This window comes from Cobetia sp. 1AS1 (genome assembly GCF_029846435.1).
GTDB lineage: Bacteria > Pseudomonadota > Gammaproteobacteria > Pseudomonadales > Halomonadaceae > Cobetia > Cobetia amphilecti.
This window is the reverse complement of sequence record NZ_JARWKU010000012.1, coordinates 100,669-118,288: the sequence shown is the minus strand read 5'-3', so window position 1 is coordinate 118,288 and position 17,620 is coordinate 100,669. Positions and strand designations below refer to the sequence as shown.

Annotated in this window: 14 protein-coding genes and 3 tRNA genes; 15 read left to right on the top strand and 2 right to left on the bottom strand. The window is 65.0% G+C overall.

Annotated features, from left to right (window positions below; genetic code table 11):
- The first annotated feature begins 115 nt into the window (after nucleotides 1-115).
- The 11 genes from QD280_RS16425 (at nucleotide 116) to nadA (ending at nucleotide 11,472) form a co-directional block, all read left to right on the top strand.
- Nucleotides 116-1,762 (top strand): FMN-binding glutamate synthase family protein, encoded by a 1,647-nt coding sequence (locus tag QD280_RS16425; protein ID WP_199852285.1) that lies wholly within the window; start codon nucleotides 116-118, stop codon nucleotides 1,760-1,762.
- A gap of 213 nt (nucleotides 1,763-1,975) precedes the next feature.
- Nucleotides 1,976-2,797, top strand: coding sequence for a crotonase/enoyl-CoA hydratase family protein (locus QD280_RS16420; protein ID WP_279840030.1), 822 nt, complete (start codon nucleotides 1,976-1,978; stop codon nucleotides 2,795-2,797).
- Nucleotides 2,798-3,080: 283 nt separating this feature from the next.
- Nucleotides 3,081-4,871 (top strand): DEAD/DEAH box helicase, encoded by a 1,791-nt coding sequence (locus QD280_RS16415; RefSeq protein ID WP_279840029.1) that lies wholly within the window; start codon nucleotides 3,081-3,083, stop codon nucleotides 4,869-4,871.
- Between the two features lie 131 nt (nucleotides 4,872-5,002).
- Nucleotides 5,003-6,217 (top strand): hypothetical protein, encoded by a 1,215-nt coding sequence (locus QD280_RS16410; protein ID WP_043336371.1) that lies wholly within the window; start codon nucleotides 5,003-5,005, stop codon nucleotides 6,215-6,217.
- A 126-nt stretch (nucleotides 6,218-6,343) separates the two neighbouring features.
- Nucleotides 6,344-7,366 carry a ScpA family protein gene (locus QD280_RS16405; RefSeq protein ID WP_279840028.1) on the top strand — a complete coding sequence of 341 codons (1,023 nt, stop codon included), beginning with the start codon at nucleotides 6,344-6,346 and terminating at the stop codon, nucleotides 7,364-7,366.
- The gene (gene scpB / locus QD280_RS16400; protein WP_279840027.1) at nucleotides 7,363-8,358 is read left to right on the top strand and encodes an SMC-Scp complex subunit ScpB; all 996 of its coding nucleotides are present in this window, start codon (nucleotides 7,363-7,365) and stop codon (nucleotides 8,356-8,358) included. The genes QD280_RS16405 and scpB overlap by 4 nt, the downstream gene beginning before the upstream one ends.
- A 332-nt stretch (nucleotides 8,359-8,690) precedes the next feature.
- Entirely contained in the window at nucleotides 8,691-9,551 is an 861-nt protein-coding gene (rluB, locus tag QD280_RS16395; RefSeq protein WP_043336411.1) for a 23S rRNA pseudouridine(2605) synthase RluB, read from the top strand.
- Nucleotides 9,552-9,819: 268 nt separating this feature from the next.
- Nucleotides 9,820-9,894 (top strand) — tRNA-Lys (locus QD280_RS16390).
- 36 nt (nucleotides 9,895-9,930) lie between these two features.
- Nucleotides 9,931-10,005 (top strand) — tRNA-Lys (locus tag QD280_RS16385).
- A gap of 16 nt (nucleotides 10,006-10,021) precedes the next feature.
- Nucleotides 10,022-10,096, top strand: a tRNA-Lys gene (locus QD280_RS16380).
- Between the two features lie 317 nt (nucleotides 10,097-10,413).
- Complete coding sequence (gene nadA, locus QD280_RS16375) at nucleotides 10,414-11,472, top strand: quinolinate synthase NadA (protein ID WP_279834842.1); 1,059 nt, start codon at nucleotides 10,414-10,416, stop codon at nucleotides 11,470-11,472.
- Nucleotides 11,473-11,582: 110 nt separating this feature from the next.
- Here the strand turns inward: nadA and QD280_RS16370 are convergent, their stop codons facing one another.
- A complete protein-coding gene (locus QD280_RS16370) occupies nucleotides 11,583-13,085 on the bottom strand; it encodes a M48 family metalloprotease (RefSeq protein WP_279840026.1) in 1,503 nt (500 codons plus the stop codon).
- Between the two features lie 255 nt (nucleotides 13,086-13,340).
- On the opposite strand from QD280_RS16370, the gene QD280_RS16365 reads away from it, so the two are divergent.
- Both QD280_RS16365 and QD280_RS16360 read left to right on the top strand, forming a co-directional pair.
- Nucleotides 13,341-13,607, top strand: a complete 267-nt coding sequence (locus QD280_RS16365) for a sulfurtransferase TusA family protein (RefSeq protein ID WP_043336423.1) — start codon at nucleotides 13,341-13,343, stop codon at nucleotides 13,605-13,607.
- Nucleotides 13,604-14,695: an AI-2E family transporter gene (locus QD280_RS16360; protein WP_043336373.1), complete on the top strand. Its 1,092-nt coding sequence runs from the start codon at nucleotides 13,604-13,606 to the stop codon at nucleotides 14,693-14,695. Before QD280_RS16365 ends, QD280_RS16360 begins: the two co-directional genes overlap by 4 nt.
- A gap of 134 nt (nucleotides 14,696-14,829) precedes the next feature.
- Here the strand turns inward: QD280_RS16360 and QD280_RS16355 are convergent, their stop codons facing one another.
- Nucleotides 14,830-15,306, bottom strand: coding sequence for a peroxiredoxin (locus tag QD280_RS16355; protein WP_279834773.1), 477 nt, complete (start codon nucleotides 15,304-15,306; stop codon nucleotides 14,830-14,832).
- A 447-nt stretch (nucleotides 15,307-15,753) separates the two neighbouring features.
- Between QD280_RS16355 and dapA the strand changes: the two genes are divergently transcribed.
- Nucleotides 15,754-16,638 (top strand): 4-hydroxy-tetrahydrodipicolinate synthase, encoded by an 885-nt coding sequence (gene dapA / locus QD280_RS16350; protein ID WP_043336386.1) that lies wholly within the window; start codon nucleotides 15,754-15,756, stop codon nucleotides 16,636-16,638.
- Nucleotides 16,638-17,576: a hypothetical protein gene (locus QD280_RS16345; RefSeq protein WP_054556839.1), complete on the top strand. Its 939-nt coding sequence runs from the start codon at nucleotides 16,638-16,640 to the stop codon at nucleotides 17,574-17,576. Before dapA ends, QD280_RS16345 begins: the two co-directional genes overlap by 1 nt.
- Nucleotides 17,577-17,620: the final 44 nt, after the last annotated feature.

The window sequence follows — 17,620 nt, the reverse complement described above, 5'->3', positions numbered from 1 at the left end:
CAACTCTTGATCGCAGTCCCTGGGCGCAACCCCTGACCGCAACCCCTGACCGCAACCCCTGACCCGCCCACAACGACAGCCCTGACATTGCTGTTCGCTGGCAAAGGAAGCTTTGATGAAACTGAAATGGTCGCTGTTACCTCGCTACTCCGTCTTCGGGCTCTGTGTCCTCGGCTTGCTGGTCTGCCTGGGGCTGTCGGAGCTGACGCCCTGGATATGGCCGCTGACGCTGCTGATGGCCTTTCTGGTCGCCGTCGGCATCTACGACATGCAGCAGCCGGATTACGCCGTGCGTCGCAACTATCCGGTGATCGGCAACATGCGTTATCTGTTCAAGGCGCTGCGTCCGGAAATGCGTCAGTACCTGTTCGAGTCGGATACCGATCAGCTGCCGTTTTCCCACAAGCAGCGCGAGCTGGTCTATGCGCGTGGCCGTCAGCACAACTCCTCCCAGCCGTTCGGCACCTTGCTCGATGTCTATTCCGACAGCTATGAGTTCATCGGCCACTCCATGCAGACCTCGAGCGTGCCGGACCCCAAGGGCTTTCGTCTCAACGTAGGCAACTCCCAGTGCTCGCATCCCTACAATGCCTCGCTGTTCAATATCTCGGCGATGAGCTTCGGCTCCTTGAGCGCCAACGCCATCCGCGCCCTGAACAAGGGCGCCAGGCTGGGCAACTTCGCCCATGACACCGGCGAAGGCAGCATCAGCCCCTATCACCGCGAATTCGGGGGCGATCTGATCTGGGAGCTGGGCAGTGGCTACTTCGGCTGCCGCGACGAGGAAGGGCGCTTCGATGGCGAGAAGTTTGCCCGTCAGGCGGCCAGCGAGCAGGTCAAGATGATCGAGATCAAGCTCAGTCAGGGTGCCAAGCCCGGCCACGGGGGCGTCCTGCCGGCCAGCAAGATCAGCGAGGAGATCGCCGAGACGCGCGGGATTCCGATGGGCAAGGACTGCATCTCGCCCTCCAACCACGGTGAATTCTCCACACCGCTTGAGCTGTTGAGCTTCATCCAGCGCCTGCGCGAGCTGTCAGGTGGCAAGCCGGTGGGCTTCAAGCTGTGCCTCGGTCAGCCGTGGGAGTTCATGGCCATCGTCAAGGCGATGCTCGAGACCGGTATCGTGCCCGATTTCATCGTCGTCGATGGCAGTGAGGGCGGTACCGGCGCCGCACCGACCGAATTCACCGACCACCTCGGCACCCCGCTGCGTGAAGGGCTGCAGTTCGTCCACAACTCGCTGGTGGGCGCAGGGCTGCGTGATGAGGTGCGCATCGGGGTCAGCGGCAAGATCATCAGTGCCTTCGATATCGCCTGCGTGATGGCTCTGGGCGCGGACTGGGTCAATGCCGCACGCGGTTACATGTTCGCGCTGGGCTGCATCCAGTCACTGAGCTGCCACACCAACAAGTGCCCGACGGGGATCGCCACCCAGGATGATCTGCGCCAGAAATCGCTGGTCGTGGAAGACAAGGCCGATCAGGTGCGTCACTTCCACCACAACACCCTGCATGCGCTGGCCGAGATCCTGTCGGCGGCGGGCCTGCACACGCCCTGGCAGATCACCCCGGACCACCTGGTGCATCGTGTCTCCGAGAATGAGGTCAAGCTGTTCTCGCACCTGCATCCCTTCCTGACCAAGGGCGCACTGCTGACGCAAGGGGATGACTATCCCTTCTATCGTCGTGTCTGGGCGATGGCCCAGGCCGAGAGCTTCCAGCCGCGATCGCTGTCAGAGGTCTCGGGCGCCAAGCGCGAGTAGACAATCGTCACCTCTGCGACCAAACGACCGTTCAACAACCGGGCGCAGGCAGTCACACTGAGACGTAGCGAGTCATGCCCGTGGGCAGCTCGACGAACGCAGTGTGGTTGCCTGCGCCTTTTGGGTTTATCACTGGATGAGTGCCATCGCTCGGCACTGTCGTGAAATCGTTCGAGCGCGTGCTTGCTCGTTATCCGTCGCAGGGAGACCGCCATGTCTGACGCTACCCACCTCACGCCTGAACGTTATGTAACCCTCTCGATCAGTGAGCATGTCGCCGACGTGCGCCTCAATCGCCCTGACAAGCACAACGGCATCGACTGGAAGATGATCGATGCCCTGCTGGCGGTACAGCAGGAATTGCATGCCCGCGCCCGGGAATCAGGCCTGCGCGCCATCGTGCTGTCGGGCGAGGGGCCCAGTTTCTGTGCGGGGCTGGATATCGCCGCCATCATGGGCGACGCCGCCCGCGTGCCGCGGTTGCTGGTCGCGGGGGCCAATGGCTGTGCGCCGCAGCGCAATACCGTGCAGCAGCTGGCGCTGGGCTGGCGAGATGTCGGAGTGCCGGTCATCGCCGCCTTGCATGGCAATGTCTTCGGTGGCGGCCTGCAGATCGCGCTGGGGGCGGACATCCGGTTGTGTGATCCTGATGCGCGCCTGGCGGTGCTCGAGATCGATTGGGGCATCATTCCGGACATGGGCATCAGCGTCACCGCGCGTGGCGTGCGACCGGACTGGCTACACGAGTTGACGTGGAGCGGACGCAAGGTCGAGGCCAACGAGGCGCAGAGTGCCGGTCTGGTCACGCGCATCATCTCCAGCCCGCAGGAGGAGGCGTTGGCCCTGGCGCGCCAGATTGCCGGGCGCTCTCCCAGCGCCATCCGCGCGATCACGCGTCTCTATGACGAGGCCCTCGCTGCACCGGAAGCCGAGGCGCTGGCGCTTGAGGCAGAGCTGCAGTCCTCGCTGCTGGGGCGCGCGGAGCAGACCGAGTGCATCAAGGCCAAGCTCGAGGGACGCGCGCCGCGCTTCTGATCCTGTCGGGCCAAGACTTACGGGCCAAGGTTGGCGGGTTCAGGTTATCCACACCCACTTTGCCGCTGCAGTCGCTGATGCGGATAATGGGGACATTGTCCCTTCCTGCGATTCGGCGGCCCCTTGATGTCAATGTTCCTGTCAGCCATCACTTCCCTGTCAGCCCTCATGCCCCTGTCAGCCCTCATGCCCCTGTCAGCCCTCACGTCCCTGTCAGCCCTCACGTCCCTGGGCCTGCCTGCCGGCTGCGCTCCCACTCGCGTATCTCGCTGGACGGCGCTGCATGTTTGAGCTGCGTCCGTATCAGCAGGAGGCCGTGCGGCGTACCGTAGAGCACTTTCGCCGCAGTGATGAGGCGGCGGTGATCGTGCTGCCCACCGGCAGCGGCAAGTCATTGGTGATCGCGGAGCTTGCGCGTATCGCGCGTGGCCGTGTGCTGGTGCTGGCGCATGTACGCGAGCTGGTCGAGCAGAACCACGCCAAGTACGAATCCTATGGCAAGGACGCCGACATCTTCAGTGCCGGCCTCAAGCGCAAGCAGGCCTCGCGTCAGGTGGTGTTCGGCTCGGTGCAGTCAGTGGTGCGCAACCTCGATGCCTTCACGCCGGCTGATCAGACGACTGATGCTCAGGCGGCGCCCTTCACGCTGCTGGTGATCGATGAGTGTCACCGGGTCTCGCTGGAGAAGGACGCCAGCTATCGCAAGGTCATCAATCATCTGCGCGAGCACAATCCGCGCCTCAAGGTGCTGGGGCTGACGGCGACGCCGTATCGCCTCGGTCAGGGCTTCATCTTCCATCGTCACTATCACGGCATGGTGCGGGGTGATGATGACTGCTTCTTCCGCGATTGCGTCTTCGAGCAGCCGCTGCGCCTGATGGTGCGGCAGGGCTTTCTGAGTGAGCCGCGGCGTGTCGATGTCGCGGTGGCGCGTTATGACTTCTCGCAGCTGGCACCCGGCATCGGCGGCAGCTTCCAGGAGGCGGAGCTCAACGAGGTGGTGCAGGGCTCGCGCGCGACGCCGGGCATCGTGCTGGATATCGTCGCCCAGGCACGCGAGCGGCGCGGCGTGATGGTGTTCTGCTCCACCGTCGAGCATGCCGAGGAAGTCACCGCACTCTTGCCTGACGGCGAGGCGGCGCTGATCACCGGCGAGACCCCCGGCGAGGAGCGCGAGCGGCTGATCAATGCCTTCAAGGCCCAGCAGCTCAAGTATCTGGTCAATGTCGCGGTGCTCACCACCGGCTTCGATGCGCCGCATGTCGACCTGATCGCCATCCTGCGGCCCACGGAATCCGTCAGTCTCTATCAGCAGATCGTCGGGCGCGGCCTGCGTCTGAGCCCCGGCAAGACGGACTGTCTGATTCTCGACTACGCCGGCAATCCCTGGGACCTCTACGCGCCGGAGGTGGCGACGCCGAAGCCGGCTGGCGACACCGAGATCGTGCAGGTCGAGTGCCCGGTGTGCGGCAATGCCAATCTTTTCTGGGGACGCAAGGATGGCGAGCTGGTGGTCGAGCACTTCGGGCGCCGCTGCCAGGGGCTGGTCGAGTCGCCGGAGGGCGAGGGCAGGCCGCTGGTGCAGTGCGACTTCCGCTATCGCGCCAAGGCCTGCCCGCAGTGTGGCGAGGCCAATGACATCGCCGCCCGCCATTGTCATGCCTGTCAGGCGCGACTGGTCGACCCGGATGACAAGCTGCGCGATGCGCTCAAGCTGCGTGACGCACGGGTGCTGCGCGTCAGCGGCTGGCAGCTGGAGGAGACGCGCAACGGGCGCGGCCTGCCACGTTTGAAGGTGACCTATTACGACGAGGATGGCACCGATCTGTCCGAGTGGTTCGCGCTCGAGACCTCCGCCCAGCGCCACGCCTTTCGTTTGAGCTTCCTCGCGCGTCATCTGCGCGCGCCGGGCAGTGACTGGGCGCCGAAGGACATCGCCGAGGTGCTGGCGGGCGAGGAGCGCCTCAAGGCGCCGGACTTCGTCATCGGGCGCAAGAGCGGGCGTTACTGGCAGATCCGCGACAAGCTGTTCGACTACGCCGGGCGCTATCGCACCGGTATCGCCGCCGGCTGACAGGCGCGCTGGCCGCTGCGTGATCCGGTCGCGTGGCGCATGTTGTCAGGGACACGACGTCGCGGGGATGCTGATCGGGGCCTCGGGTTGCTAGACTGGCGGCTTCATACGCCTCAGGGAGAACTCACAAGGTGAGTGCCACCGATACCTCGGCCAGGCTGGTGTCCGGCTTACGCCCCACCGGACACCTGCAACTCGGACACTATCAATCAGTGATCCGGCGCTGGACCGAGCTGCAATACCATCACGATGCCTATTTTCTGGTCGCCGACTGGAACGCGCTGGCGGTCAGCGGTCACGCGCCTCACGAGATCGAGCAATACAGCTGGGCGATGGTGATCGACTGTCTCGCCTGTGGGGTCAATCCCAAGGTCGCTACCCTGTTCATCCAGTCGTGGGTGCCGGAGCTGACCGACGTGCACATGATTCTGGCCAGCGTCACGCCCAAGGCCTGGCTGGAGCGTCTGCCCAGCTACCGCGAGATGGTCGCCGGGCTCGGTGAGCAGCAGGGCGCCAGTCTGGCCATGCTCGGTGCACCCCTGATGCAGGCGGCCGACATTCTGGCGCTGCGGGGGCAGGTGGTGCCCGCCGGCCCCGAGCAGCGTGCGCATATCGAGTTCACCCGTGAGGTCGCCCGACGCTTCAATCATCGCTATGGCCGCGATGCCGGCTTCGAGGAGCAGGCCGAACGCGCCATCGCGCGCCTGGGCAAGAAGAGCGGTCGCCTGTATCGCGAATGGTTGAGCGACTACCAGGAAGAGGGCGATCTCGAGGCTTTCGAGCGTGCGCGCGGCCTGCTGGCCGAGACCAGCAAGCTCAACCGCAACCAGCAGGAGCGCCTGCTCGGCTATCTGGAAGGTGGCGGGCGACGCATCCTCGGCGAGCCGGAACACTGGCAGGGCGAGGTCGAGCCGTTGCTGGGCATGGAGCTCAAGACACACAAGGCCGCACGGGAAGACGCCATCTTCCTGCGCAGCGGGCGCGACGATATCGCGGCCTGCGTGCGCGAGATGCCCACCGACCCTGCGCGCGTGCGCCGCAAGGACCCCGGCGACCCGCAGCGCTGCCCGCTGTGGACACTGCATGAAAGCTTCACGCCCGCCTCGGACCGCCAGTGGGCGGAGGAGGGCTGCCGTGATGCCAGCATCGGCTGCCTGGACTGCAAGGGCTGTCTGATCGAGCATGTCGACGCGGCTCTGACGCCGATTCGTGAGCGTGCCGAGGCGCTGGAAGGGGAGCATGGCAAGGTGCGCACCATGATGACAGAAGGCGCCGAGCGGGCCCGCGACACCGTGCGTGACACCCTGGATGAGCTGCGGCGCGTGATCGGCCTGACCTATCGCTAGACGCGGGCGGCGCCGAGCGCGGGCCCGGCGTATCACCGGCGGCGTAAAGACTTGGGGGATGGGGCGCGAGCCGCTAGAATGCCCGTCCCCCAGCCCCACCTTCACCCGCCTCCTGCAGGAGATGTCATGAGCGACCTGCTCGATGGCGCCAGTTTTGCCCTCACCGACGGGCATCAGCCCGCACCTCTCGTCACGCCCCCGACGGCGGCGTCGACGGTGCTGGCGCGCGTCAATGACACCGCGCTCACCGAGATGCCGCAGGATCTGTACATCCCGCCGGAGGCGCTGCGTGTCTTTCTCGAGACCTTCGAGGGGCCGCTGGATCTGCTGCTCTACCTCATCCGTCGCCAGAATCTCGATATCCTCGCCATCAATGTCGCGGCCATCACCCATCAGTACATCGAGTATGTCGAGCTGATGCACGCCATGCAGATCGATCTGGCCGGTGAATACCTGCTGATGGCCGCGATGCTGGCGGAGATCAAGTCGCGCAGCCTGCTGCCGCGTCAGCCCAAGGCGAGTGATGACGACGAGGAAGAGGACCCGCGCGCCGAGCTGATTCGCCGCCTGCAGGAATACGAGCAGACCAAGCTGGCCGCCGAAGGGCTGGATGAGATGCCGCGTCAGGGCCGCGACTGGTTCGTGGCCACGGCAGACCTGCCCGAACTCGAGACGCGCGTGGTGCACCCTGATGTCGACCTGTCGGAATTGCTCGGCGCGTTGTCCGGTCTCCTGCGTCAGGCGGACCTCGTCCAGGCGCACACCATCTCGCGTGAAGTGATGTCGACCCGCGAGCGCATGCTGGCGATCATGAATCTGTTGACCCATGAGCACTTCACGCCCTTCGAGAAGCTGTTCACGCTCGAGGAAGGGCGTGCCGGGGTAGTGGTCAGTTTCATGGCGATTCTGGAGCTGGCCAAGGAGTCGATGATCGAGATCGTCCAGAATGCGCCGCTGTCACCGATTCACGTGCGCGCCCGCACGCCGGAACCGGACCCCGAGGATGACGAGGACTGGCTGGCGCTGGAATTCGCCGACGAAGACGAGGTGGCGGCCGATCAGGGGGCGTTCGATGACGCAGCGTCTGATGATGCGCAGACGTCACCTTCCTTACCCCCATCCGACGAGCAGGAGAACGCGGCGTCATGAGTTTGCGCGATGTCCCGCTGGACCAGATCATCGAAGCGGCCCTGCTGGCCGCCGGCGAGCCGCTGACGCTAGAGCGCCTGGCCGGTCTGTTCGATGAGTATTCAAGCCCGACCAGGCCTGCGCTGCGCGAGGCGTTGGGCAAGCTGGAAGCGCGTCACCCGGCCGACAAGAGCGCGCTGGAGCTGATCGAGACCGCCAGTGGCTGGCGGCTGCGCGTTCGCCAGCAGTATTCCCCCTGGGTATCGCGGCTGTGGGAAGAGCGCCCGCAACGTTATTCACGCGCCTTGCTGGAGACCCTGGCGCTGGTGGCCTATCGTCAACCGGTGACCCGCGGCGATATCGAGCAGGTGCGTGGCGTGACGGTCAGCTCCTCGATCATGCGCACCCTGGTCGAGCGCGGCTGGGTGAGAGTGGTCGGTCACCGTGATGTGCCGGGGCGTCCGGCGGTATTCGCCACCACGCGTCAGTTCCTCGATGACTTCGGGCTCAAGACGCTGGAAGAGCTGCCGCCGGTGCATGAACTGAAAGGCTTCGAAGGACTCGAACAGCTCGAGGCAGACCTGTATGATGTGCCGCCCTCTCAGACCTTGCCATTGCCGGATGACCCGGACGGCGAGGCGGAGGAGGCACCGGCAGACGGCGCTGAGACAGGGCTTGAGTCAGATCTTGAGACCGACACCGGCACCCCGGTGCCCGACGACTGGCAACCGCCGGACGTCACCGCCGAGCAGCTGGAAGAGGCGCTGAAGATGCGCGCACTCGACACCTCCGGCGCCTCGGCTGACACACCGAACACAGCAGCACCCTCCGCCTCACAGGCGGAAAATGACCACGCCGGGATGGCGTCCACCGGCTCGGGGTTCGACTTCGCCACACTCGAAGCGCGCCTCAGCCAACGTTTGCGCGGTGCAGACGAGGATGACGACGCTGCCGATGCGCAGCCGCACGACTCCTCCGCTGCCGGGACCGTCGATGATGACGACCCTGCGTAGGCGAAACTCCTATAGATGAAATGGTTCATGTCATGAGCAAGACAGACTCTGATAAGCGCAAGACCTCTCGCCCCGGCAGCAGCCAGGCAGGCAACAAGCAGGCTGGCGGCAAGCACGCCGGTGGCAAGGCCGTGACCGGCAAGGCCTTCGCGGACAAGAATGTCGCGGACAAAAGCGCGGCGGATGCTGCCGACAAGCGTGGCGAGCAGGCCCGCCCGACCCGTGATACCGGCAAGTCCACGCGTGGCAGCAAGGCCAATGTCGGCAAGAAGCCGGCCGCCGCCGACGCGCCGGAACTGCGTCCGCTGCCGCCGCAGGCCAAGGGCGACAAGCTGGTTGAAGACGAGAAACTGCAGAAGGTGCTGGCGCGCTCCGGTCTCGGCTCCCGCCGTGAGATGGAAGTCGCCATCAGCGCCGGTCGCGTCAAGGTCAACGGCAAGGTCGCCCAGCTGGGCGATCGCGTCGGCCCGCGTGACCAGGTCAGCCTCGACGATCGCCCGCAGAGCCTGAAGGGCGCGGAAGAGACGGCGCGTCGCGTCATCATGTACAACAAGCCGGAAGGCGAGCTGTGCACGCGCAAGGACCCGGAAGGCCGCCGCACCGTCTTCGAGCGTCTGCCGCGTCTGAAGGGCGAGCGCTGGATCGCGATCGGTCGTCTCGACATCAACACCAGCGGTCTGTTGCTGTTCACCACCGATGGTGAGCTGGCCAATCGTCTGATGCACCCGTCGACCCAGATCGAGCGTGAGTACGCCGTGCGTGTCATGGGTGAGGTCAAGCGCGAGCACGTCGTCAACATGGTCAATGGCGTGATGCTCGAAGATGGCCCGGCACGTTTCACCGATGTGCAGGAATTTGGTGGCGAAGGCATCAACAGCTGGTTCCACGTCGTGATCATGGAAGGCCGCAACCGTGAGGTTCGCCGTCTGTGGGACTCTCAGGGGCTGACCGTCAGCCGCCTGAAGCGCGTGCGCTACGGCAACATCTTCCTCGACAAGCGCGCTCGCGCCGGTGAGTGGGTGGAGATGGAGCAGAGCGAGATCGATGAACTGTCCACGCTGGCAGGTCTCGAGCATCGCAAGGCGCCGGCCCTGACGCCGGACGAGCAGAACCGCTGGAGCCGCGACAAGCAGAAGCGTCGTCCGGTGCGCGCCATGAAGAAGCCGCCGCAGCGTACGCGCAAGCCGCGCTGATGGCGCAGTCGGTGAGGGCGGCGATGCGCTGTCATTCACTGACATGGCATAAGCTCGTGGACATGCCACAAGCTCGTGCGACCTAAGTGGTAACCCGCAAGCCCGCGCCCATCGCGGGCTTGCGTGTCTTTGTCACAGGGGCTGGCCCACGCGCTGGCGCGGGCGTTTCGCGAGGTGCCAGCGGACAAGCTGGTCATTTACTTGAAGTTTTTTTGCAAAAGGCTTGCGTCGAAACGGGATCGGCGGTATCTTACGTCCCGCTTCGCAAGGGTCGTTAGCTCAGTGGTAGAGCAGTTGGCTTTTAACCAATTGGTCGAAGGTTCGAATCCCTCACGACCCACCATTCTCTGGAATGGTCTCTTGCAAAGCACCCGGCGGCGGGTCGTTAGCTCAGTGGTAGAGCAGTTGGCTTTTAACCAATTGGTCGAAGGTTCGAATCCCTCACGACCCACCATCCGCCACCCAGTTTTGGGTCGTTAGCTCAGTGGTAGAGCAGTTGGCTTTTAACCAATTGGTCGAAGGTTCGAATCCCTCACGACCCACCAGATCTTGCCCCGTGCCTTCATTGGCGCGGGGCAATTTTTGTTACGCGAAAGGAAAGAGTCCGTTGCCCCCAAGTCGACTGGAGCCGCGATCGCGCCAGGCGTATCCTTGTGGGCGAGCCAAGGCTCATGTCCGCCCAGTGCGGACGATGCTGCGGGCGATAGACGCCCAAGGCACACGCCGCAGTCTGGGGAGCCCAGCTGCAGCGCTGGCAGGGCCGCCACGGGCCGTTCGTGTCCGGGCCGAGTCCTGACCCACTCAGCACAGGGGGAGCCCCTGTGGGCTAGGTGAGAGACACATGAACAGCCTGACTAATGCCATGCCGGGTCGTGAGGCCCACAATGCCGTCCGTGAGCAGGTGCGCGAGCATCTGGCCCGCGCTTACTGCCCGACACGCCCCGCCGCCGAAGATGCCGCGCTGATCGACGAGATCAAGCAGCTGCTCATCGAGCGTGATGCCGCACTGGTCGCGCATTACTACTGTGACGACGCCATCCAGCAGCTGGCCGAGGAAACCGGCGGCTGCGTGGCCGACTCGCTCGAGATGGCACGCTTCGGCGCCCGCCATGATGCCTCGACACTGATCGTCGCCGGCGTGCGCTTCATGGGCGAGACCTCCAAGATCCTGTCGCCGGAGAAGCGCGTGCTGATGCCGACGCTGGAGGCGACCTGCTCGCTGGACCTCGGCTGCCCGGAAGACGAGTTCGCGGCCTTCTGTGATGCTCATCCCGACCGCACCGTGGTGGTGTACGCCAATACCTCGGCGGCCGTGAAGGCGCGTGCCGACTGGGTGGTGACCTCCTCGATCGCCGTCGATGTCATCGAGCACCTGCACGCCCGGGGCGAGAAGCTGATCTGGGCGCCGGACAAGCATCTGGGCGCTTACGTGCAGAAGCAGACCGGTGCCGACATGCTGCTGTGGGACGGCGCCTGTATCGTCCACGACGAGTTCCGCGCCCAGGGCATCAGTGACCTGCTCAAGGTCTACCCGGACGCCGCGGTGCTGGTGCACCCGGAATCACCGCAGTCGGTGGTCGAGCTGGCCGATGTGGTCGGTTCCACCTCGCAGCTGATCAAGGCCGCCGTCGAGCTCGACAATCAGCAGCTGATCGTCGCGACCGATCGTGGCATCTTCTTCAAGATGCAGCAGGCTGCGCCGCACAAGCAGCTGTACGAGGCGCCGACCGCCGGCAATGGCGCGACCTGCAAGAGCTGTGCGCACTGCCCGTGGATGGCGATGAACGGCCTGGAGAATCTGGCCGCCGTGCTGCGTCGCGATCCGTCGCAAGCCAATGCCGAGGAAGTCTTCGTCGATGATGACCTGCGTGAGCGCGCCCTGAAGCCGTTGACGCGGATGCTGGAATTCAATCGCGGCTGAGCGCTGACGCTGATCGCCACCGATTGATGTCTGCATGAACCAGAACCGCCGCTCCCGCTTCCCCGGGGCGGCGGTTTTTGTTTGCCTGGTGCTGCGAGAGGGAGCGTGCCTCAGAACTCCTCGATGGCGTTGCGATAGCGCTTGAAGTCTTCCCGGCGTGAACTGATACGGTTGGCCATGCTGAAGTCGCCGTTCTTGCGCGCGGCCTCGTCGGCCAGCTTGAGCTGAGCGAAGGCCTTGTCCATGCGGCCCTCCAGCTGGTCGAATTCGGCGCGATACAGGAAGGCCTCGGCGGTGTGGCCGCTGCGCCCACTGGCTTCGGAGGCCAGGCTCCAGACCTTGGGGTCATCGGGATGATCGCGGCGCATGTCCTCCAGCTGCTGGCGCGCGGCGGCGGGGTCCTGTTGCAGCGCGACTTCCGCCATGGCCAGTCGGGTCGGCAGGTGGTCAGGTTGCAGGCGCAGCAGGCGTCTGGCGCGGCGGGTCGCCTCCTCATAACGCCGGGCATCCCGCGCGACCTCGACCGCACTGGCGCTGATCAGGGTCAGGTCAGGATGCTTGTCGTGCAGGCGATCCAGCGCGGCCAGCGCCTTGTCGACCTGGTTGTGCTCCGCCGCGGCCAGCGCCTGATAGTAGGCAATCGCGTCGGGGTCGGGGTTGTCTTCGCGCAGAGTCGTCAGCCCCTGCTCGGGCTGGCGCAGATTGAGCGCCAGCAGGGCGCGGGCGCGGATCATCGCGTAGGCGAGCTGCGCGAGCGGGTCGGGAGTCACCTTCTGCATGGCGTCGGCACGCGCCTGGGTGTCGCCGATACGCGCCTCGGTCACCGGGTGCGTGAGCAGAAATTCCGGCGCATTGCCGCCCTGCAGGCTGGCCATGCGTTGCATGGCGCGGAACATGCGCGGCATGGCCTCGGGGTCGAAGCCGGCGCGTGACAGTGCATCGATGCCGACGCGGTCGGCCTCCTGCTCGAAGCGGCGTGAATAAGCCAGCTGGTCGGAAATGGCAGCGGCCTGGGTGCCGGCCATGGTCGCGATGCCTGCTGAGCCGCCACCGCCCGCCGCGATCACCATGCCGGCGAGGAAGCCGGCCAGCGTCGGCAGGCGTGTCTCGGCCTGGCGCTCCATGTTGCGCGCGAAGTGATGCTGGGAGAGGTGGCCAAGCTCGTGGGCGAGTACCGAGGCGAAGGCGTCACGGTCCGGCGCGAAGGCGAACAGCCCTGTATTGACGCCGACCACGCCGCCGGGCACGGCGAAGGCATTCAGCTGGCTGCTGGCGACCAGCGTGATGATGAAATTGCGGTCATCCAGCTCGCTCCACGGTGCCAGTTGACGCACGATGCTACCGATCCAGTCCAGAGTGATGGGATCATCCCATTCACGCACATGGGCGCGGAACTGACGCAGCCAGGCGCGACCGATACGATATTCATCGTTGCTGGAGATGCCGCCACTCGCACTCCCCAGGTCAGGCAGTCCATAGTCGTTGTGGGATGCGGCCGGTGCACTGGCGACCGGCGCGCCCATCAGCAACAGGCCGAGCAGGGCGCTCGACAGGGTGGCAAGCCCGCGGCGTCCGGTGCGGACGCGTCCGCTCAAGGGGGGCAGCAACGACATGCAGGCAATCCTCTTCGATATGGCGCAAGGTGCGGCCGGCTCGCAGGATTGCCGGGCGCCGCACTGGCGTTGACGGCCCTGCGCGAGTCCGGGCAAGACGCAGCCGCGCAGGGCGGAAAGTTGCTTTGTCAGGCAAGGTGCCCTTAAATCGGGGCGTTTTCAAGCTGCACCCTCCATGGTGTGCGGCAGAACATCATAACGAGAACGGAAGGGCAGATGGCATTCGAACGACCTGGCGCTGAGACTGCGAATCCGATGGCTGACTCCACGGCCGATACCCACCTGCAGACGCTGGATGCGCGCGGCCTGCACTGTCCGTTGCCGCTGCTGCGCACCAAGCTCAAACTGGCTGGCATGAGTGCCGGCGAGCAACTCGAGGTCCTCGCCAGCGACGCCGGCGCCTGGGGCGACATCCCTGCCTATCTGGCGCTGAGCGATCACGCGCTGGTCTCGCGTGAAGAGACGCCAGAGGGCGATTATCGCTTCGTGATCAAGGCGCTGTGCGAGGAAGATCCGTCATGACCATGAAGACGTTGTTGCGTGGCTGGATCGAGCGCTATTTCTCCGACGAAGAAGCGGTGGTGCTGTTTCTGGTGCTGGTGCTGGTGTTCGCCGCCGTCATTCTGCTCGGCAGCATGCTGGCGCCATTCTTCACCGCCCTGATCGTCGCCTTCCTGCTGCAGAGCGGCGTGAGCTGGATGGAGCGCCGCGGCCTGCCGCGTCTGGCGGCGGTCAGCCTGATGACGCTGGTGTTCATGGGCATCATGCTGGCCAGTGCGCTGATCCTGCTGCCGCTGGTCTGGCATCAGCTGGCCAACCTGATTCAGGAGATCCCCGGCATGTTCGCCTCCGGGCAGCGCTGGCTGGGCGAGTTGCAGGAGCGCTTCCCCGGCCTGATCACGCCGGAGCAGGTCCAGCAGTGGGTCGGCGCCGCCGGGCGAGAGCTGACCCAGTTCGGGCAGCGCGCGGTATCGCTGTCGCTGGCGTCGCTGGGCAACCTGATGGGCGTGGTGATCTACCTGGTGCTGGTGCCGATCCTGGTGTTCTTCATGCTCAAGGACCGCGAGCGGCTGGTGGACTTCACGCTGGCGCTACTGCCGCGCAAGCGTCTGCTGATGAGCCGGGTCTGGAACGAGATGGATGACCAGATCGCCAACTTCGTGCGCGGCAAGGTGATCGAGATCGTCATCGTCGGCGGCGTCAGCTACGTCACCTTCGTCGCCTTCGGGCTGCCGTATTCGGCGCTGCTGGCGATCGTGGTCGGCTTCTCGGTGCTGATTCCCTATATCGGCGCGGCAGGGGCAACCTTGCCGGTCGCCGCCGTCGCCGGTTTCCATTACGGGCTGGGCGATACCTTCATGTACGTGATGATCGCCTACGGCATCATCCAGGCGCTGGATGGCAACGTGCTGGTGCCGCTGCTGTTCTCGGAGGCGGTCAATCTGCATCCGGTGGCGATCATCCTCGCGGTGCTGTTCTTCGGCGGCATCTGGGGCTTCTGGGGGGTGTTCTTCGCCATCCCGCTGGCGACCCTGATGAAGTCGCTGCTCTATGCCTGGCCGCGCCGGGCGCGCGCCGAGGAGAATCGGGTCGCGGACAAGAGCGCCTGATCGAAAAAGCCCCGCCAATCGGCGGGGCTTTTTCATGGCTGAGGCGGCTGGCGCACAGGCGCACTCCGCTCAGCTGTTTCTCCACGAGCTGCTGTCACACGGACAGCTGCCACTCGAGCTGCTGCCATTCGAGACTAGCGGTCAGCGTTGAGCTCGCGGGCGGCTTCGAGCACTTCCTCGACATGGCCCTTGACCTTCACTCCACGCCATTCGCGCGCCAGATTGCCGTCGGCGTCGATCAGGAAGGTGGAGCGCACCACGCCGAGACTTTCCTTGCCCATGAATTTCTTCATGTGAATGACGTCAAAGAGCTTGCACAGGGTCTCGTCCGGGTCGCTGATCAGCTCGAACGGGTAGCCCTGCTTTGCCCGGAAGTTCTCGTGGGTGCGCAGGCTGTCGCGGGAAACGCCGAGAATCACGGTGTTGGCCGCTTCGAATTCCTCGAGGTTGTCGCGGAAGTCACCGCCTTCGGTGGTGCAGCCCGGCGTGTGGTCCTTCGGGTAGAAATAGATGACGGCTTGCTTGCCCTTGAGGCTGGCCGGAGTGACTTCGGTGTCACTGGTGGCCTGGGCGGTAAAGTCGGGAATTGGCTGACCGAGGCTGACGCTCATCGTGCTCTCCTGGCGATGACTGACGGCCATGTGGCGGCTGACAGTGCTGAATGATGAAAAAAACCGGCAGTGATGGGCATCGCGCTTGCCCGCTTCTGCGGTGTGTCCTGCATTACACGCAGGGCGTCCTGACTTGTCAAAGACAGGGCAGAACTCTTGTGTTTCACCGTCTTGGCGACCGGCGCCATCGTGTCCATCCACCGTGCATCTGCCCCACGGACAGGCGAGGGAATCCACCGCTTTGCACAACCGGTGCAGATGGCGTCTGTACAGGCTTCGATGGTCTTTGTAACATCATCACCCTTGACGCGACTCGCGTGTCGGCGTGCCCACGCAATCAGAGTCCTGCGTCAACCAATTTATGTCAGATGTCTGTCCCCGAGATCCGTTGTTTCAACAGCGCAGGGACACGCCTGGCGCATCAGGCACCAGAGGAGAATTCGAGGGATGATCACAGGTAGCATTGTCGCACTGGCGACCCCGATGAAGGCCACCGGCGAGATCGACTGGGACGCCCTGCGCCAGCTGGTCGCCTTCCACCTCGAAAATGGCACCGATGCCATCGTCGCCGCCGGCACCACCGGCGAACCGACCACCATGTCCTTCGCGGAGCACTTCGATGTCATCCGCTGTGTGGTCGAGACGGTCGCCGGCAAGATTCCGGTCATCGCCGGCACGGGCGCCAACGCCACCTCCGAAGCGGTCGAGCTGGCTCGCTACGCCAAGGAAGTCGGTGCGGATTACTGCCTCTCCGTGGCGCCGTACTACAACAAGCCGACTCAGGAAGGGCTCTACCAGCACTTCAAGGCCGTCGCCGAGCAGGCCGGTATCCCGGTCATTCTCTACAACGTGCCGGGTCGCACCTGCTCCGATATCTACAACGAGACGGTCTTCCGCCTCGCCGAGCTCGACAACATCGTCGGCCTCAAGGATGCCACCGGCAACCTGGAGCGCGGTCAGGAACTGATCGACCGCCTCAAGGGCACTGACTTCGCGCTCTACTCCGGCGATGACCCCACGGCCTGCGACTTCATCCTGATGGGCGGCCACGGCGATATCTCCGTGACGGCCAACGTCGCGCCGCGCCTGATGCACGAGATGTGCGAAGCCGCCGTGGCCGGCGATGCCGAGCGCGCTCACCAGATCAACACGCGCCTGATGCCGCTGCACTCCGCGATGGGCGTCGAGTCCAACCCGATCCCGGTCAAGTTCGCCATGCACCGCATGGGCCTGTCGCCGGAGTCCGGCGTGCGTCTGCCGCTGACCTGGCTGTCCGAGCAGTATCACTCCACGGTCGAGGAAGCACTGCAACTGGCCGAGGTGCTCAACTGATGAGTCAGCGTTTCGTGCCACTGGCCCTGCTGACGGCGCTCGCGGTCGCAGGCTGTTCCAGTGATGGCTACTACTACGATCGCAACAGCGAGTATGCCGATGCCAGCATCGCGCCGCCGCTGGAGCTGCCGGACACGATCAATCGTGGTGATTACCAGGATTCCATGCCGGTGCCGCAGGCCAGCAGTGACTTCCTGGCCAGCGACGACTTCGAGGCACCGCGTCCCCAGCCGCTGGCGACCAGCGAGCAGGGCGGGCGTGAGTTCGTTGCCATGCGTCAGAGCGGCGATGCCCGCTGGCTGGCCGTGAACGCCGCGCCGGCAGCGGTGTGGACGCGTCTGCAGTCCTTCGTGCGCGACCAGGGCCTTGATGTGCAGAGCATCGATGCCGGCAAGGGCGAGATCACCACGGCCCAGGGCATCATCAGCGTCAGCCAGGGGCTGCGTGCCGATGCCTCCGAAGTGCGTTGTCAGCAGGGCGGCGATGTCGCCGGCAGCTGCCTGAACGCGCTGAGCGGCTATCTGGCCGCGTCTTCCGCCGATAGTGGTGTCTCGCTGGCGGCCCAGTCGCTCAGTCGTGATGACCGCGTGCGCCTGGAAGGCCGCGATGGCACCTGGCAGGTCGATCTGGCGCTGGATACCGAGCGCAGCTGGGCCGAGCTGCTCTATCAGCTGCAGAAGAACTTCAACACCGACTACCAGACGCTGACCGATCAGGACCGCTCGCGTGGCGAGTTCATGGTCGATTACATCCCGCGTGAAGAGCGTGATGGCGGCTGGTTGGGTATCGGCGGCGATGGTGACCCGGTGCCGATGGTGCTCAAGCTGCGCGCCGAGAATGACCACACCCTGGTCACGGCGACCCGTGCCGATGGTGAAGAGACCACGCCGGCACTGGCGCGTGAGCTGCTCGACGCCGTGGCGTCGACACTGCGCTGAGCATGTGGCTCGACACGCCTTGCGCCGCCTCATCTGACGACTCG

Coding starts and splice junctions, on each gene's coding strand:
- QD280_RS16425 (WP_199852285.1), top strand. CDS start 116: ATGAAACTGAAATGGTCGCTGTTACCTCGCTACTCCGTCTTCGGGCTC.
- QD280_RS16345 (WP_054556839.1), top strand. CDS start 16,638: ATGAGTCAGCGTTTCGTGCCACTGGCCCTGCTGACGGCGCTCGCGGTC.
- QD280_RS16365 (WP_043336423.1), top strand. CDS start 13,341: ATGGCTGACTCCACGGCCGATACCCACCTGCAGACGCTGGATGCGCGC.
- QD280_RS16420 (WP_279840030.1), top strand. CDS start 1,976: ATGTCTGACGCTACCCACCTCACGCCTGAACGTTATGTAACCCTCTCG.
- QD280_RS16360 (WP_043336373.1), top strand. CDS start 13,604: ATGACCATGAAGACGTTGTTGCGTGGCTGGATCGAGCGCTATTTCTCC.
- QD280_RS16415 (WP_279840029.1), top strand. CDS start 3,081: ATGTTTGAGCTGCGTCCGTATCAGCAGGAGGCCGTGCGGCGTACCGTA.
- QD280_RS16355 (WP_279834773.1), bottom strand. CDS start 15,306: ATGAGCGTCAGCCTCGGTCAGCCAATTCCCGACTTTACCGCCCAGGCC.
- nadA (WP_279834842.1), top strand. CDS start 10,414: ATGCCGGGTCGTGAGGCCCACAATGCCGTCCGTGAGCAGGTGCGCGAG.
- QD280_RS16370 (WP_279840026.1), bottom strand. CDS start 13,085: ATGTCGTTGCTGCCCCCCTTGAGCGGACGCGTCCGCACCGGACGCCGC.
- dapA (WP_043336386.1), top strand. CDS start 15,754: ATGATCACAGGTAGCATTGTCGCACTGGCGACCCCGATGAAGGCCACC.
- QD280_RS16405 (WP_279840028.1), top strand. CDS start 6,344: ATGAGCGACCTGCTCGATGGCGCCAGTTTTGCCCTCACCGACGGGCAT.
- scpB (WP_279840027.1), top strand. CDS start 7,363: ATGAGTTTGCGCGATGTCCCGCTGGACCAGATCATCGAAGCGGCCCTG.